The sequence below is a fragment of the Micromonospora sp. NPDC048835 genome (assembly GCF_040649995.1).
In the GTDB taxonomy this organism is placed as follows: domain Bacteria; phylum Actinomycetota; class Actinomycetes; order Mycobacteriales; family Micromonosporaceae; genus Micromonospora.
In genome coordinates, this window is the sequence record NZ_JBEZGM010000001.1 from 341,944 (window position 1) to 358,058 (window position 16,115).

The following is a 16,115-nucleotide window of genomic DNA, read 5'->3' on the forward strand; positions in this document are numbered from 1 at the left end:
AAGGTCCGCTGTGGACGGCTTCGTCAGGGCCAAAACGGAAAGTTTGGTTCGGTTTTTCGATTCGTCAAAAGGCTGACCGAGCCCGTTCCCGGGATCACTTCTTGTGTTGTTCTGTTGGCCGTGAGTAGATGTTCATCACGACGCGGGGTCGGCGCTACCGCGGCGTTTCCCCGCGCGACTAAGACACCGCGGGCCGTTCGGACGGGGTGAGGTGGATAGATGGTCAGCGTTGGCTCGGCCTCGGAACTGACTCGGAACATGGGGCGGTATCCGGAGGAAGTCACGGCGGAGACACAACCCGACGCGGTGACGGTGGTCCTGGCCGACGCTCAGCCGGTGGTGCGCAGGGGCCTGCACGCCCTGCTGTCGCCGTCGGCTGAGGTCGCTGTGACAGGTGAGGCGGCGTCCGCACGGGAGGCGTTGGCGGTGGCCACCGCCACCCGTCCTGACGTGCTCGTTCTCGACGTCGAGCTGCCGGGGTTCCAGGCGGGGGTGACGATCCAGGAGATCAACCGGGTGTCGCCCTCGACAGCGGTGCTGGTCTTCACCGCGGTCGAGGACGAACACGCGATCTTCGCGGCCATGTGGGCGGGGGCCCGGGGCTACGTGCTCAAGAGCTGCCCGGGCGACGGCATCGTCCGGACGATCCGGGGCCTCGCGACGGGTGAGGTCATCCTCGGCCCCCGGGTGGCCGACAAGCTCATCGGGCAACTGAGCCGGGAGCCCCGCAACCAGCAGCTCTTTCCGGAGCTGACAGCCCGCGAGCGGGAGGTGCTGGAACTGATTGCCTCGGGTATGCGCAACGTGGCGATCGCCGCGAAGCTGAATCTGTCCCCGAAAACGGTCAGCAATCATATTTCCATCATCTTCAGCAAACTGAACGTCGCTGACCGGTACGAGGCGATTGAGGTCGCCCGCCGGGCGCGGTTGGGGCGCCCCGGGCCGCCCGGCTCCCATGCGCCAGTGGTGCCTGGTGGCAGCGTTCTGCTGGCCGGCAGGCGTGGTGTCGTGGCGCCGGGCTCGGCCGCGTACGCCGACGCGCGGTCGGTGCGGGGGTGTGCGGGATGAACCTGGACCTGGACGCGATCGCCGACCGACTGGAGCCACGGTTCGGCCGGGCCGCGCACCGCTGGGTGGGCACGCTGCGCCAGCGGCTCGACGACCTCGTCGAGCAGTGGGAGTTGACTCTGGGTGACCGACTCAAATCCGGCAACTCCTCGGTGGTGTTCCGGTGCGTGGGCCCGCTCGGCGACGCGGTGCTCAAGCTGTCCCCGGACAGCTACGCCGTGCGGGAGGAGGTGGACATGCTGCGCCAGTTCGCCTCCAGCGGGCGGGTGCCGGCAGTGCGGGAGTCGGCCAAGGGCGCCGTCCTGCTCGAAGCGATCCACCCCGGCACCCTCGTGGAGAAGATGCCGCAGCCGCCCTCACCGCAGGAGTACGCCGCCTTCCTCACCGATCTGCACGGCGCGGGCGACCCGGCGGCCGCTCCCCGTCAACTGGCGGACTGGATCGACGTGCTGTTCAACTCGGCTACGCGCCGGGGCGCCGACCTGAGCGGGTCCAAGCGGCTGCGCGACGACCTGTTCGCGGTGCCCACCGACACCGTGCTGCTGCACGGTGACCTGCACCTCGGCAACGTGCTCAGCGGCGGGGGCAGGGGTCTGGTGGCGATCGACCCGATGGCGTGCGCCGGTGACCCCTGCTTCGACGCCGTGGACTACGTGCTGGAGGGGCTGGACCGCGCGGAGATGGTTCGTCGCCGCGACGAGCTGGCGAGCGCCGCCGGCATCGACGTGCGCCGACTCGACGCCTGGTGCCGGGTGACGGCCCCGATCGGTGCCACGTACGTCAGCAATCCCGTGCACTCCGCCGAGCTGGCGGCCTTCGGGCGCGGCGAGTACTGACCGACCGACCACCGCCCCGGTCCGACGGCGCCCCGCGTCGGACCGGGGCCGCGCCATGCCCGGGGACCCGCGTCCACGTGTCACCGACGCGACCGGGAGCTTTTCCTGGTGGGGCAGGAGAACGTGCTCTGCCGCGCGGGACGTGCCGGGCCGCACGATCGGTGCATGGTTCGTACCGGTCGTGCTTCCTTCGCCCAGGAACGCCTCTACTTCCTCGATCAGCTCCAGCCCGGAAACCCGGCGTACGTGGTGGCCCTCGCGGTGCACCTGCGCGGTGCGCTGCGACCCGAGGCGCTGCGCACGGCCCTGACCCGGGTGGTCGCCCGGCACGACGCGCTGCGCACCACGTTCGCGGTGGTCGACGGTGTCCTCACCCAGCGGGTGTCGTCGACGCCCGCCGTGGACGTCGACATCACCGCCGACGGGTGGGTCGATCGCGCCACCCAGGAGGCCCACCTGCGGGCGCTCGTCACCGAGCAGGCCCGGCAGCCCTTCGACCTCGCCGACGGGCCGGTGGTACGGGCCTTCCTGCGCTCCTGGGGCCCGGACGAGCACGGCCTCGCGGTGCTCGTGCACCACATCGCCTGCGACGGGTGGTCGGTGGGTCTGCTCCTGCGCGACCTGGCCGCCGAGTACGACGCCACTGTCCACGGGTCGGTGGCCGTCCACGACGAGCCGGCCGAGTCCTACCTGGCGTACGCCGAGCGGCAGCACGAGACGTGGCGGCGGGACAGCTCGGGCCTCGACTTCTGGCGTGCGGCGCTTGTCGACGTGCCACAACTGGCGCTGCCCACCGACTTCCCCCGCCCGAGCGTGCTCGGCACCACAGGTGCGGTGCTGCGCCGCCCGGTCGAGCCGGAACTGGTGCGGCGGCTGGGGGAGTGGGGGCGGGCGCGGGGCGCCACGCTGTTCGCGGTGACGCTCGCCGCGTACGCCTCGGTGCTGTCCCGGTACGCGCGCCAGGACGAGGTGGTGGTCGGCGTTCCGGTGGCGAACCGGATGGACGACGCCGAGGAGCGACTGGTCGGCTGTCTGGTCAACACGCTGCCGATCCGGCTCGACGTGTCCGGCCGGCCGAGCTTCCCCGAGTTGGTGGACCGGGCACGACGGACCAGCTTGGCGGCCTTCGCCAACCAGGACGTGCCGTTCGAGCAGATCGTGCGGGCCACCGTGGGGGAGCGGCAGCTCAGCCACGCGCCACTGTTCCAGACCTCGCTGACGGTGCAGAACTTCCCGTTCGCGTTCCCCGAGTTCGCCGGGGTACGGCTGACCGAGGTCGACGTCGAGATCGACGTCACCAAGTTCGACCTGGGCCTGACCCTCGACGTCTCCACCGACGTGCCGTTCCTGCGCGCCGAGTACAGCACCGAGCTGTTCACGGCGGAGACCGTCGGCACGCTGATCACGCACTACCTGACGTTCCTGCGGTCCATCGTCGACGAGGAGCAGCGGGAGCCGTCCATGGTGGACGAGGCCGAACGGGCGCAGCTCACCGAGGGGGTGAACCCGCCGCTCGCGTCGACGCCGGTCGCGCACCCGTCGGTGCTGCGTCGCTTCGCCGACCACGCGGCGGCGACCCCGGACGCGGTGGCCGTACGCCACCGGGACGTCGAGATCACCTACGCCGAGCTGGACCGGTGGTCCGGGCGGATCGCGGCGGGCCTGGCCGACCGCGGGGTCCGCCCCGGCGTCCGGGTGGGGCTGCTGCTCGGCCGTTCACCTGCGGTCGTCGCGGCGATCCTGGGCGTGTGGAAGCTCGGCGGCGTCTACGTGCCGCTGGACCCGGACTACCCGCGCCAGCGCCTGGAACTGATCGCCGCGAACGCCGGGATGGCGGTGCTCGTGGTGGACCCGGAGACCGCGGAGGTGGCCGCGGCGCTCACCCGCGACAGCGGGACCCCCCTGGCCGACGCGCACACCCTCGACGGAATCTCCGTACCCAAGGAGACCTTCCCCGGTCCGGACGACCCGGCGTACGTCATCTACACCTCCGGCTCGACCGGCGTACCCAAGGGGGTCCTGGTCGGGCACGGCGGCCTGGACGCCCTGAACAGCCCGACCCCGGCGGGCCTGGACGTCACGGCCGCCGACGTGTGGCTGGCGGCCAGCTCGTTCTCGTTCGACGCGTCGGTGTGGGAGATGTGGGGCGCGCTGACCACCGGCGCCCGGCTGGTCATCGCCGACCGGGTCGACCTGGTGGACCGGGAACGGCTGGCCCGGCTGGTGCGCCGCGAGGCCGTCACCGTGCTGTTCCAGACCCCGGGCGCGCTCTACCGGTTGCTGCCGCCGTACCTGCGGGCGCTCGAGGAAGACGAGACCTCCCGCATCCGCTACGTCGTCCTGGGCGGCGAGGCGCTGAGCTGGTCGCGGCTGGCGTCGCTGATCGCGGACGCGCCGGGTCTGCGAACGGTGTTCGTCAACATGTACGGCATCACCGAGGGCACCATCCACGTCACGATCTTCCAGGCGTCGGCCGCCGACGTGCCCCGGGTCCCCGAGGGTGCCATCGGCGTGCCGTTGCCGTCGGCACGCTGCTACGTCCTCGACGAGGACCTGCGGCCGACCGGCCTCAACGTGCCAGGCGAGCTGTACTGCGGCGGCGCGCTCGTGGCGCACGGCTACCTGGACAACCCGGAGCTGACCGAGGCGCGGTTCCCGCCCGACCCGTACGGCGGCGGGGTCATGTACCGCACCGGCGACGTGGTGAAGTGGGGCCTCGACGGGAGCATGGTGTACCTCGGCCGCAACGACACGCAGGTGCAGGTGCGCGGCTACCGCGTCGAGCTGGCCGAGGTGGAGGGCGCGCTGCTCACCCACCCCGCGGTGCGGTCGTCCGCCGTGGCCGCCGAGGACGACGAACTCGTCGCGTTCGTGGTCCACGGGATCGGCCCGGACGCCGAGCACGACCTGCGGGCGCACCTGCGCGAGACACTGCCGGCGTACATGGTGCCGTCGCGGATCCTGACCGTGGCGACCATCCCGCTCACCGCGCACGGCAAGGTGGACCTTCCCCGCCTGCTGGCCGACAGTCGCGCGGCACGGACGGCCACCGCGCCGTCGCGGCCACCGGCCGCGGTGGTCGGCACCGGGTTGGAGGAACGGATCCGGGCCTGCTGGGTCGAGGTGCTCCGACGGCCCGACGTCGGGCTGCACGACAACTTCTTCGACCTGGGTGGCCACAGTTTCGCGCTGATCGCGCTCCAGCAGCGAATGTCCGAGGAGGGTCTGGACGTCTCGGTGACCGACCTCTTCCGCTGCGGCACGATCGCCGGCTGCGCGGCGGTGCTCCAACACACCGCGCCCGTCGTCGCGGACCCCAACGCGGCGCAGCGCCGCCAGGGCCGCGCCCTGCTGGCCGACCGGCGGCGCAGCGTGGGAGCCGGCCGTGGCTGAGCTGGACGACAGCGCAGCGGTGGCGGTGGTCGGCATGGCCATCCGGGTCCCCGGTGCCGACCGCGACCTGGACCGGTTCTGGCGACACGTCCACGACGGCGTCGACGCCGTCAGCGTCTTCACGCCCGAGCAGCTCGTCGGTTGGGGCGTACCCAAGGATCTGGTGGAACGGCCGGGCTTCGTGCCGGCCCGCGCGGTGCTCACCGACGCGGACCGCTTCGACCACCGGCTGTTCAGCTACTCGCCGTCGGACAGCGCCCTGATGGACCCGCAGCAGCGGATCCTGCTGGAGTGCGCCTGGGCGGCCCTGGAGCACGCCGGCCACCCGCCGGTCGCCGCCGACGGCAACCGGGTCGGGGTCTACGTCGGCACCGGGCTCAACGTCTACCTGCTGGACAACGTGTGGCCCAACGAGCGCGCGGTCGAGGCGGCCGGCGGCCTGGGCGTGATCATCGGCAGCGACAAGGACTTCGCCGCCACCCGGATCGCCTACAAGCTGAACCTTCAGGGGCCGGCGCTGACCGTGCAGACCGCCTGCTCGACGTCGCTCGTCGCGGTGCACCAGGCGACGCAGGCGCTGCTCACCTACGACGCCGACGTGGCACTGGCCGGCGCGGCCACCGTCGCCCCACCGACCCGGCGCGGACACCTGCACGAGCCCGGCGGCATCTTCTCCGCGGACGGTCGCTGCCGCGCCTTCGACGCCGCCGCCGACGGGACGGTGCCGGGCGACGGAGCGGGCGTGGTGGTGCTCAAGCGCCTCACCGACGCGCTGCGCGACGGCGACACGGTGCACGCGGTGATCCGTGGCTCCGCGGTCAACAACGACGGCGCCCGCAAGGCCGGCTTCACCGCGCCCGGCCCGACCGGTCAGGCCGCCGTCATCGCGGCGGCACTGCAGGTGGCCGACGTCGACCCGGACACCGTGGGCCTGGTCGAGACGCACGGCACCGGCACCGCGCTCGGCGACCCGATCGAGGTGGCGGCGCTGCGGCAGGTGTTCGACTCCGCCCGACCCGACCGGGCGCCGTGCGCCCTGGGCGCCGTCAAGTCGGTCGTCGGACACCTGGACACCGCCGCCGGGGTGATCGGCCTGATCAAGACGGTGCTGGCCCTGACACACCGGACGATTCCTCCGATCGCCCACCTCCGTACGCCCAACCCGGCGATCCGACTGGACGGCTCGGTGTTCGAGCTGCCGACGACCGCCCGACCCTGGGCGCCTGTCGACGGCGTACGCCGGGCCGGGGTGAGCGCCTTCGGCATCGGCGGCACCAACGCCCACGTGGTGCTGGAGGAGGCCCCGCCGATCCCGGCCCGACCCCGCCGGCACGTCCCGCAGCTCGTCCTGGTCTCCGCGAAGACCGCCGCGGTGGCGCAGGACAGCCTGGACCGGGTCACCGCGTTCGCGGCGGCAACCGCCCCCGGGGACCTGGCCGACCTCGCGTACACCCTGCGGACCGGCCGCGCCGAGCTGCCCTGGCGGGCCGCCGTCCTGACCGGCGTGACCGACGGGGTCGCCCGGCTGCGCAAGGTCGACTCGACGGCTCGGGCGCGCGGGGTGGCGCTGCACCTCACCGGGGCCGGAGCGGTGACCGGCAACCGACCCAACTACGACGCCGACCCGGTGTACCGGCGGACCGTCGACGAGGGCGTCGCGCTGCTGCGTGGCCACGATCTGGACGATGCGGTGCGGGAACGCGGCCACCGGCTGCTGGCCTGCGTCGGCCTGACCCGGTCGCTGCGCAGCCGGGGCGTCACCCCGCGCGCCCTGGCCGGCGACGGCGTCGGCGCGGTGGCCGCCGCCGTCGTGGCCGGGGTGATGTCGCTCGCGGACGCGCTCGCGCTGCTGCGCGACACCGACGACCCCGGGGTACGCCTGCACCCCGCCGCTCTGCCGCTGCTCATCGACGGGCGCCCCGACGACAGCGCCTTCTGGCGGGCCGCGGCCCGCCGCCCCCCGACGTCGACGCCGCCCCCCGACCTGCCCGACCCGGTGCTCTGGATCGAGGTAGGCACCACCGTCACCCCACACCTGGACGCCGATCAGCCGGCACTTCCCGCCAACCGGCACGCCCGCCTGCTGGCGACCGTGGGCGCGCTGTGGCAGCTGGGTCTCACCGACGCCTGGGACCCCGTGCACGACACCGGCCGCCGCCGGCTGCCCGCCCCCACCTACCCGTTCGCGGCCACCCGGCACTACCTGGACGCGCCCGGAGCCGACCCGACCACAGAGAGGCGACACTGATGCGCGACGTACACGACCGGACCTGGGTGGCCGGGTTCGAAGAGCTGTGGATGGAGGTGCTCGGCGTCGACACCGTCGACGACGACGACGACTTCCTCGACCTCGGCGGCCACTCGCTCAGCGCGCTGCGGCTGAGCACCCTGATCCGCCAGGAACTCCACCTCGCGGTCATGTTCGGCCACGTACTGGAGAACCCCCGCTTCGCCGACCTGCGCAAGGTCGCGAGCGAGGTGCCGCTGGAGCGGCCCCCGGCGGAGACCGCCTGATGGTCGCCCCCGACCTCGCCGCCTGGGCGCCGCTCGCCGCACGGGTGCTCGGCGGCACCCCCGAGCAGGTCCGCGCGGTGGCCGCCACCGAGTCGTTCGTCGCCCTGGGCGGCACCTCGCTCCAGGCCATCGCCCTCGTCGCGCTGGGCCAACGCGAGCTGCGGGCGGACGTGGACAGCGCCCGCCTGCTGTCGGCGCTGCCGCTGGCCCAGGCCCTCGCGGGCGCCGTGGACTTCGTCGACACCGCGCCACCCGTCGTCGCGCGGCGGCCGGCGGAGCGGGAGCTGCTGCCGGGTCAGCGGTCCATGCTGGCCGCGCACCTGCTGGACCAGGACGCGCCGTACCACCTGATGTTCACGGTGGAGGCGGACGGGCCCCTCGACCCGGCCCGGGTCCGGTGGGCGCTGCGCGAGCTGGCCACCCGACACGAGGCGCTGCGGACACGCTTCGTGCGCGACCCCCGCCAGGCCCGGATCGTGCTGCCCGCGCCCTACGAGCCGCGCCTGCTGCACCAGACGCTGCCCGACGACGACGCGGTACGCGCCGTGCACGACCTGTACGGCCCGGCCGCCGCGCGTCTGCTGCGCCCCTTCGCGCAGCCACCCGTGGTGTTCGTCCTGACCCGGACCGGCCGGCGCGACCTGCTCACCATGCTGGTGCACCACACGGTAAGCGACGGCTGGAGCATCGGACTGTTCGCGCGGGAGTTCGCCGAGTTCTACGCCGGGGACGGCCCGTCCGAGGCGGCCCCGTCGCCGGACTGGGTCGGCACCCGGCTCGCCGCGCAGGAGTCGTCCGGCGCGTTGGAGGCCGCCCTGACCCGGGTCACCGCCCGGCTGGACGGGGCACCGTGGACGGTGACGCTCCCCACCGACCTGCCGCCGGTCGCCGAGGCCGACGGTCGGGGCGCCCGGCTGCGCTTCCACCTGGACGAGACGGCGGCGGAGGCGACGACCGGGTTGGCCCGGGAGTGTGGGGTGACCGTCACGTCGGTGGCTCTGGCAGCCTGGGCGTTGACAGTGTCCCGCCGCGCCGGTCTGGACGACCTGGTGCTCGGGGTGCCGGCGGCGGGCCGGTTCGAGGCGGGCATGGACCGCCTGGTGGGCCTCTGCACCCGGGTCGTCCCGGTCCGCTGCGCGGCGACCGACGACAGCACCGTCCGGGAGTTCGTCCGCGGGATCGCCGACGCCCTGGCCGCGGCGGTCGCCGACGCCGACGTGCCGTTCGAGACTGTGGTCTCCGCGCTGGGCGCCGGCACCGACCCGGGCCGCAACCCGCTGGCCCAGCTCGGCTTCGCCGCCCACCACGAACTGGTTCCCGACGACCTGCGGGTGGGCGACCGTAGCTGGCGGGTGCACGAGGGCCACTGCGCAGGCGCGGTGTTCGACGCCCTGCTCTACCTCCAGTCGTGGTCGGATCGTCCCCGATTCGTGCTGGAGTACGCGACAGCCCTGCTGACCGCCGCCGACGCCGGGGAACTGGTCGAGTCGTTCCAAGCGGCGGTGCGGGAGCTGGCCGCCGACCCGGACGCGACGGTGCGGGACGTCACCACGCTCTCGGCGGGTCAGCACGCCAGGTTGCGCGAGCTGGGCGCGGGCGGGACGTACGACACCGCCGACGACGTGTGGCACCGGTTCGCGGCGTACGCGGAGTCCGCGGGCGAGCGGACCGCGCTCGTCGACGCGCACACCGGTCTGACGCTCACCTACCGGGACCTGCACGACGCCGCCGTCGAGCAGTCCCGCCTCCTGCACGGCCACGGGGTGCGTGCCGGCGACGCGGTTCTCCTGGAGGTGCCCCGCTCGGCCGCCGAGGCGGTGGCGGTGCTGGGCGTGCTGCGACTCGGCGCGCACTACGTGGCCGTGGACCAGCACGCCACCGCCGAGTGGCGTACCCATCTTGCGGCGACCGTCGCGGCACGGGCCCGCCTCGGTGTGGGCGAGCCCTGGCCGGGGGTCGTCGACTGCCCGCTCGTCGATCCGCGGACGCCCGTCGGGGCAGACCCGGTCGAGGCGGCGCCGAGCGACCCGGCGCGCACCGCGTACGTCTCCTTCACGTCCGGTTCGACGGGCCTGCCCAAGGGCGTCGTCGTGCCGCACCGGGCGGTGCTGCGACTGGCCGACGACCCGGGGATGTTCGCCGAGCGGCCGGGTATGCGGATGCTGCGGCTGTCCCCACTGGCGTTCGACGCGTCCACCCTGGAGCTGCTGGTGCCCCTGACCACCGGCGACACGGTGGTGGTCTTCCCGCCGGAGGACCCGACGCCACGCGGGCTGGCCGACGTCCTGAGCACCGCCGGGGTCACCCACGCCTGGCTCACCTCGGGCGTGTTCCACCTGGTCGCCGACCACCGTCCGGACGCGTTCGCCGGGTTGCGGCAGCTGTTCACCGGCGGGGGAGTGGTGTCACCGCCGCACGTGCGCCAGGTGTTGCGGGCCTGCCGGGGCCTGCGCCTGACCAACGGGTACGGCCCCACCGAGAACACCACCTTCACCACCACGTACTCCGTCGAGCACGCCGACGCGACGCCCGACCCGCTGCCGATCGGTGCTCCGGTGCACGGCACCGACCTGTCCGTCGTCGACGCGTCGGGTCGTCTCGTCCCACCGGGCGCCGTCGGCGAACTGCTGGCCGGCGGCACCGGTCTGGCCGACGGGTACCTGGGCGACCCGACGAGGACGGACGCCTCCTTCGTGGGCCACGACGGGGAACGCCGTTACCGCACCGGGGACCTGGTGCGCTGGGGCGCCGACGGCCACCTGCGCTTCCTGGGCCGCAACGACCGCCAGGTGAAGATCGCCGGACACCGGGTGGAGCCGGTCGACGTCGAGCGCCGGTTGCGGGCGCAGCCGGGCGTCCTCGACGCCGTGGTCTTTCCCACCGGTGACCCGGCGAGCGGGGTACGCCTCTGCGCGGCGCTCAAGCCCGACCCGGACGGCGTCGACGTGGCCGCCGTGCGCCGCGCGGTGGAGCCCGACCTGGCCCCGTACGCCCGGCCGCAGCAGTGGGTGACGGTGACCGAGTTCCCGCTGGACCGCAACGGCAAGGTCGACCTGCGGGCGCTGGGCACGCTGGCCCAACCGACAGCGCCGCCGGAGACCTCGGCCGCGTCGGCCCGGGTTCCCGCCCAGCGCTCGGCGTCGCTGGCCGAGTTCGAGGAGCTGGTGACGGGCGCCTGGGTGGAGGCCCTGGGCACCGACGACTTCGACGTCGACGAGGCGTTCTTCGACGTCGGCGGTGAGTCGCTGCGCCTGGCGATCGTGCGCCGGCTGCTCCAGGAGCGGCTGGCCGGCCGGACCATCCCGCTCACCGACCTCTACCGCTTCCCGACCGTCCAGACGCTGGCCCAGCATCTGCACGCGCAGACCGAGAAAGCAGGCGCACCCTCATGAACGACGACATCGCGATCGTCGGCCTGGCCGGTCGGTTCCCCGGCGCCGCCGACGTCTGGGAGTACTGGTCGAACCTGGTCGCCGGGAAGACCACTGTCAGCGCGCTGACCCGGGGCGAACTGCTGGCCGCCGGGGTGCCCGCCGACCGGCTCGACGACCCGGCGTACGTGCCGGCGCGCGGCGTCCTGGCCGACCCGGACCTGTTCGACGCGGCCTTCTTCGGCATCACGCCGAGAGAGGCGGAGACGATGGACCCGCAGCACCGGCTGCTGATGCAGACGGCGTGGGCCGCGCTGGAGTCGGCGGGGCTCGCCACCGAACGGCCGTTCGGTCGGGTCGGCGTCTTCGCCGGGGCCGGGTTCAACTACTACGCGCTGCACCACGTGTTCGCCCAGCCCGACGTCGTCGAGTCGCAGGGGCTGCTGTCGGTCGTGCTGGGCAACGAGAAGGACCACCTGGCTGCGAAGATCGCGTACCGGCTGGACCTGGGCGGGCCCGCCATCACCGTGCAGACCGCCTGCTCGACGTCGCTGGTGGCGGTGCACCTGGCCTGCCAGAGCCTGCACGCCGGCGACTCGGACGTGGCGCTCGCCGGTGGCGCCTGCGTGGCGGTGCCGCAGCAGGCCGGGTACCTCTACGAGACGAAGGGCATCATGTCGCCGGACGGCACGTGCCGTCCGTTCGACGCCGCGGCCGACGGCACCGTGCCCGGCAACGGGGTCGCCCTGGTGGTGCTCAAACGCGTCGCGGACGCCCGCCGGGACGGGGACACCGTGTACGCGGTGATCAAGGGGTCGGCGGTGAACAACGACGGCGGGATGAAGGTCGGCTACACCGCGCCGGGCATCGCCGGGCAGATCGACGTGTTGACCCGCGCGTACGCCTGCGCCGCCGTCGACCCGGCGACAGTTGGCTACCTCGAGGCGCACGGCACCGCGACCGAGGTCGGCGACGCCATCGAGCTGGCCGCGCTGACCGAGGTGTTCCGGCGCGGCGAGCGACAGTGCTCGATCGGCTCGGTCAAGGCCAACGTCGGGCACCTCGACGCCGCCGCCGGTGTCGCCGGTCTCATCAAGGCAGCACTGGCCCTGCACTTCCGGCAGATCCCGCCGCTCGCCGGCCTGAAGCAGGCCCGCCCCGAGCTGCTGGACCCCTCGACACCGTTCACGGTGGACACCGTCGCCCGTCGGTGGGAGGCCGCCGGCGGTCCACGCCGCGCTGCGGTAAGCGCCTTCGGTCTGGGCGGCACCAACGCGCACGTGGTGCTGGAGGAGGCCGACGGCCCGATCCCGCCGGAGCCGTCGGCCGCCGACGGCCCCGCCGAGCTGATCGTGCTGTCCGCGCGGACCCCGGAGGCGGTCCGCGAGGCAGCCGAGCAGGTGCACGAGTACGTGCGGCAGCGCCCCGACCTGTCCGTGCGGGACGTCGCGGTGACGGCGCAGACGTACCGCCGGCACTTCCCGCACCGATTGGCGGTGGCCGCGCGGGACGTCCCGGCGGCGCTCTCCGGGCTGCGCCGGGCGCGGGTGCGCGCGGCGGCGCGCCGACCCCGGGTGGTCTTCCTGTTCCCCGGGCAGGGTGCCGAGTTCCCGGCCATGGCGCGCGGCCTCTACGACCACTACCCGTCGGTGCGGGCCGACCTCGACCACGGGGCGGAGCTGCTGGCCCCGGTCCTCGGGCTGGACCTGCGGGACGTCCTCGTCGACGACGACCCGCACGGTGTCGTGCACCGCACGGACGTCACCCAGCCGGCCCTGGCCCTGTACGAGGTGGCGCTCGGCCGGCTGCTGCTGTCGTGGGGCGTCCGTCCGGCGGCGATGATCGGCCACTCGGTCGGTGAGTTCCCGGCCGCCGCGCTCGCCGGTGAGCTGGCCGACGACGACATGCTGCGCCTGGTCGCCACCCGGGGCCGGCTCATGCAGGACGCCCCGGAGGGTCACCTGCTGGTCGTGCTGGCCGGGCCGCGCACGGTGGAGGAACACCTCGCGGGCCTGGACGACCTCGACATCGCCGCGCGCAACGCGCCTGACGTCACCGTCGTGGCAGGGCCGCCGGCCCCGCTCGCCACGTTCCGCGAACGCCTGGACGCGGCCGGGGTGCCCTGTCGGGCGCTGCCCGCGCAGCGCGCCTTCCACACCCGGATGATGGCCGACGCGGCCCGGCTGCTTGGCGTCGAGGCCGACCGGGTGCCCCACCGACCCCGCACCCTCCCGGTCGTCAGCAGCGTCGACGGCACACTGCTCGACACCGGAAAGGCGCGTGCCGAGGGCTACTGGGCGGCACAGTTGCGCAGCCCGGTGCGCTACCACGACGCCCTGCTGACCGCGCTGGAGCTACCCGACCCCGTGCTCGTCGAGGTCGGTCCCGGCGCCGCGCTCACCGGCATGGCACGGCAGACGCCGCAGGGACGGGGGGTGCCCGGGTTCGCCGTACAGCCGCGACCGACGCCGCGGGCCGACGCCGCCGACGTCCTCGCCGGGCTCGGTGGACTGTGGACGGCCGGGGTGACTGTGGACTGGGCGGCGGTGCGCGGCGACAGACCGGCGCGGCGGGTGGCGCTGCCGACGTACCCGTTCGCCCGTACCCGGCACTGGTTGGAGGCGACAACCCCACCGGCCCCGGACACCGCCGAACCGTCGCCACCTCCCACGGCTACCGGGGAGAGCGCGGTGGTGGACGAGATCGTGGCGCTGTGGGGCCGGCTGCTCGGCTCGCCCGACATCGGGCCGGACACCGACTTCTTCACCGTCGGCGGTGAGTCCCTGCTGTTCATCCGCATGGTCAACCAGGTGCAGCGCCGCTTCGCCGTCCGCATCCCGATGGAGAAACTGTCCGCGCGACCCACGCCGCGCGCCCTGGCCGAGCTGGTGACGGCATGACCGACCACACCGACCTGGCACACGCGGCTGCGGTGGCGGCCGTGCTCACCCACCGACTCTGCGGCGCGACGTCGGTGATGGTGCGCGGCCCGCACGGCGACCACACGCTGCGCGTGCACCCGGAGCAGACGATGACCGAGGTACGCGCGCAGACGCGGACACCGTCACCCGAGCTGTCCCCGTTGGACGTGGTGCTGGTGACACCCGGCCCACCGGGCGGGACGGCGGCAACGGTGGGCCCGGTGCCGGTCTGGCTTACCGGCGAACACTGTCATCCCACCCACCTCCAGGAACGACTGGACACCCTGAGCGGATGGCTCACCGCCCATCCCGACCGCCCGGTGCGCGAGGCGGTGCTCGTCGGTCCCCGGGAGCGGGCCACGCTGCTCGGCTTCAACCCCGCGCCGACCCCCGCCCCCCGGACACCCGTGCACGAGGCGATCTGCCGGCAGGCCGAGCGCACCCCGGACGCCGTCGCACTGCGCGGCGGGGGCCGCGACCGCAGCTATCGGGACCTGCTCGATGAGGCAGCGGCGCTGGCCGGGCGACTGCGCGCCGAGGGCGTGGGCCCCGGCTCGGTCGTCGCCCTGTGCACCGAGCGGAGCCCGGAGATGGTCGTCGCGGTGCTCGGTGTCCTGCTGGCCGGAGCGGCGTACCTGCCGCTGGACCCGTCGCACCCGAGGGCCCGGCTGGACCTGATGCTCACCACCGCCGACGCCGCGCTGACGCTCGCCGACGAGCAGGGACGGGCCGCGCTCGGCAGCGGCGGCGCCCCGGCCGTTCCGGTGCGACCACTGGCCGGCGCCGACCTGCCCGCCTCGCCCGTCGACTGGCGTGGCTACCGCGCGCCGGAGGAGGTGGTGGACGGTCTGTCGTACGTCATCTTCACCTCCGGGTCGACCGGGGCGCCGAAGGGTGTGCAGATGACCCATCTGTCGCTGGCCAACAGGCTGGCGTGGATGCAGGAGGAGTACCGCATCGGGCCCGACGACGTGGTGCTGCAGAAGACGCCGTACACCTTCGACGTGTCGGTGTGGGAACTGCTCTGGGCCTTCCTGGCCGGCGCGACGCTGGTCACGGCCGAGGCCCAGGCGCACCGCGACCCGCAGGAGATGGTCGCCGTCATCGCGCGCGAGGCGGTGACCACAGTGCACTTCGTGCCGTCCATGCTCGCCCTGTTCGTCGAGGAGCCCGGGGTCGCCGCGTGCGCAGCCCTGCGCAGGGTGATCTGTAGCGGGGAGGCCCTGCCGCCGAAGCTCGTCAACAAGCTCACCGCCACCCTGCCGACGGTGCGGGTGGACAACCTGTACGGCCCCACCGAGGCCGCCATCGACGTCACCGCCTGGCCGTGCCGCCGACCCGAACCGGACCCCACCGTCCCGATCGGCAGGCCGATCACCAACGTCACGGCGTACGTGCTTGCCGACGACGGTGCGCTGGCACCGCTGGGCGTACCCGGGGAACTGGTGGTCGGCGGCGCCTGCCTGGCCCGGGGGTACGCCGGACGGCCCGACCTGACCGCCGAGCGGTTCGGCACCGTGCACGTCGCCGGGCGTCCCCAGCGGGTGTACCGCACCGGCGACCTGGCCTGGTGGTCACCGCAGGGTCACCTGAACTACGGCGGACGCATCGACACGCAGGTGAAGATCCGTGGGCAGCGGGTGGAACTCGGCGAGATCGAGTCGGTGCTGAACAGCCACCCGCTCGTCGCGAACAGCGTGGTGCTGCTCCGCGACGACCTGGGAGCGGCCCCGACCCTGGTGGCGTACGTGGTGACCGAGCGGCACACCGACGTGGGCGACGTGAGCGAGGCGGCGCTGCGGACGTTCCTGGCCGAGCATCTTCCCGACCACATGGTGCCGCTGCGCCACGTGGTGCTGCCCGAGTTGCCCGCCACCGCCAACGGCAAGGTCGACCGCCGGGCTCTGCCCGCCCCGCCGGCCCGGGTTCGCCGGCCGGTACGGGTCGGGTCACCCTCGACGTAGGGTGGCGCAGGCCCGGTTCGAGGGCCGGCGAGCCGAGCTGCGGCAGCG

Annotated in this window: 8 protein-coding genes; all 8 read left to right on the forward strand. The window is 73.8% G+C overall.

Annotation, left to right across the window (positions count from 1 at the left end; translation table 11 throughout):
* The first annotated feature begins 258 nt into the window (after positions 1 to 258).
* Positions 259 to 1,068 carry a response regulator transcription factor gene (locus AB0C15_RS01390; RefSeq protein WP_357347471.1) on the forward strand — a complete coding sequence of 270 codons (810 nt, stop codon included), beginning with the start codon at positions 259 to 261 and terminating at the stop codon, positions 1,066 to 1,068.
* Positions 1,065 to 1,904 (forward strand): aminoglycoside phosphotransferase family protein, encoded by an 840-nt coding sequence (locus tag AB0C15_RS01395; protein ID WP_357347473.1) that lies wholly within the window; start codon positions 1,065 to 1,067, stop codon positions 1,902 to 1,904. The genes AB0C15_RS01390 and AB0C15_RS01395 overlap by 4 nt, the downstream gene beginning before the upstream one ends.
* Positions 1,905 to 2,069: 165 nt before the next feature.
* Positions 2,070 to 5,297 (forward strand): amino acid adenylation domain-containing protein, encoded by a 3,228-nt coding sequence (locus tag AB0C15_RS01400; RefSeq protein WP_357347475.1) that lies wholly within the window; start codon positions 2,070 to 2,072, stop codon positions 5,295 to 5,297.
* Complete coding sequence (locus AB0C15_RS01405) at positions 5,290 to 7,545, forward strand: beta-ketoacyl synthase N-terminal-like domain-containing protein (RefSeq protein ID WP_357347477.1); 2,256 nt, start codon at positions 5,290 to 5,292, stop codon at positions 7,543 to 7,545. The genes AB0C15_RS01400 and AB0C15_RS01405 overlap by 8 nt, the downstream gene beginning before the upstream one ends.
* Positions 7,545 to 7,811: a phosphopantetheine-binding protein gene (locus tag AB0C15_RS01410; RefSeq protein WP_357347479.1), complete on the forward strand. Its 267-nt coding sequence runs from the start codon at positions 7,545 to 7,547 to the stop codon at positions 7,809 to 7,811. Before AB0C15_RS01405 ends, AB0C15_RS01410 begins: the two co-directional genes overlap by 1 nt.
* Entirely contained in the window at positions 7,811 to 11,203 is a 3,393-nt protein-coding gene (locus AB0C15_RS01415; RefSeq protein WP_357347481.1) for an amino acid adenylation domain-containing protein, read from the forward strand. The genes AB0C15_RS01410 and AB0C15_RS01415 overlap by 1 nt, the downstream gene beginning before the upstream one ends.
* The gene (locus AB0C15_RS01420) at positions 11,200 to 14,082 is read left to right on the forward strand and encodes a type I polyketide synthase (RefSeq protein WP_357347483.1); all 2,883 of its coding nucleotides are present in this window, start codon (positions 11,200 to 11,202) and stop codon (positions 14,080 to 14,082) included. Before AB0C15_RS01415 ends, AB0C15_RS01420 begins: the two co-directional genes overlap by 4 nt.
* Positions 14,079 to 16,067: an amino acid adenylation domain-containing protein gene (locus AB0C15_RS01425; protein WP_357347485.1), complete on the forward strand. Its 1,989-nt coding sequence runs from the start codon at positions 14,079 to 14,081 to the stop codon at positions 16,065 to 16,067. The genes AB0C15_RS01420 and AB0C15_RS01425 overlap by 4 nt, the downstream gene beginning before the upstream one ends.
* The last annotated feature ends 48 nt before the right edge of the window (positions 16,068 to 16,115 follow it).